This window comes from Rothia sp. HMSC072B03 (genome assembly GCF_001809565.1).
GTDB lineage: Bacteria > Actinomycetota > Actinomycetes > Actinomycetales > Micrococcaceae > Rothia > Rothia mucilaginosa_A.
The window spans coordinates 1-1,401 of the sequence record NZ_KV797958.1 but is presented as its reverse complement, the minus strand read 5'-3'; the positions used below and the strand labels follow the sequence as shown (position 1 = coordinate 1,401).

The 1,401-nt window shown below is 45.5% G+C and carries 1 protein-coding gene; it reads left to right on the top strand.

Annotated elements, in window-relative coordinates:
• Positions 1 to 392: 392 nt before the first annotated feature.
• Complete coding sequence (locus HMPREF2630_RS00085) at positions 393 to 1,358, top strand: Abi family protein (protein ID WP_070482772.1); 966 nt, start codon at positions 393 to 395, stop codon at positions 1,356 to 1,358.
• Positions 1,359 to 1,401 lie beyond the last annotated feature (43 nt).

Here is a 1,401-nt window from a genome sequence, read left to right as displayed (position 1 = left end):
CCTCCGCCCCTTTCGCTGTGTGATAATGTGTTAGACCCCATACCTGTAATCATTGCATGAATAACTTAGCGATTGTAGACTAGTTACTACCAGTACCGGTACCACTCCCTCGGGAGTACAGGACCGGTCTTATTTTTTTAAATGACGTAGGGAAATATCTTAGAAAGCACTCCTCCATATACCATTCTTAGTGTGCAATGTGGCTGTTTTTATTCCTTGCCTTGAGTAGAATTAGCGTCAATCTGTCCGTACCCTTGGAATCCGGGGTAGCTGTCTTTTAAACGCTATTTTCAATAGACCAGGCTGTTTATCGAGTTCGTACTGTATATGTGGTTATACTTGATAGTAACGAGGGGTCCCGATGACGGGGTAATATCAAGCGATGGATTTATATGTCTTCAAATATGAAACCGTTTAAAACATACGAACAGCAGGTTGATGTCTTACAGGGCCGGGGTATGCTTGTGGGTTCTCGAGAACATGCAGTTCAAGTCCTCGAACGTGTTAATTATTACCGCTTTAGTGGGTACTCTTATGCGTTCAGGCAAAAGGCGGGGAGTGGCCAACTTCTGGACACCTTCATTCCTGGAACGACCTTTGAAGACGTCGAAACTCTATACGAGTACGACCGTAATCTCCGATTTCTTGTATTTTCGCATTTCTCGCAGTTTGAGGTGTACCTGCGATCCCGTCTAGGGTATTTGCTAGGGGAAGTAGACCCTCTCATATATGAGGATGAAACCCTGTGCGACTGTCAAGGCAACAAAAGGAAAAAAGCTTGGAATAAGTTCACACGAAAGAGCAAAGACCTTATTAAGGCTTCTAAAGAAGCCTTCGTGGAGCATCATTATAAACAATACGGTGGGAAGTTGCCTGTATGGGTTGTGGTAGAGGTTCTAGATTTTGGTGCCTTGCAGAACTTATATTCGGTCTCTCCACGGAATGTTCGAGAAGGTATAGCTAAAGAACTAGAGTGTACTGATCCCCAATTGGCAACGTGGCTTAACTCTTTGCGGGTGGTGCGCAATATTTGTGCGCATCAGGGTAGGCTCTACAATAAGCTCTATCCAGAACCTTACGTGCCGCGTGTGCTAAGGGGAGGAAGAGTTGAGAGTCCTAAAATCCGTGAGGTTATTGACCTATTTGGTGTGCCGCAGGATGAGGAAAACACAGAGATGAGTAAGACCTTTGGTATGCTCACCCTCCTCAAATATCTGATGGACCAGGGCGGAATCGGGGACACGGAATCTCTGACGCAGATTCTGAAGGAACGTCCTAATATTTCCGTTCCTGGAGTTGATATCTCTCGGGCAATGGGTATACCGCAAGGTTGGGAAGAAACCCGTTTGTGGAGCTAAAATCTCACAGATTATAGACACACTAAAAGGGGCGGAGGTTTTC

Bases quoted from the DNA above. Each gene is read 5' to 3' on its own strand.
- HMPREF2630_RS00085 (WP_070482772.1), top strand. From the start codon at position 393: ATGTCTTCAAATATGAAACCGTTTAAAACATACGAACAGCAGGTTGAT.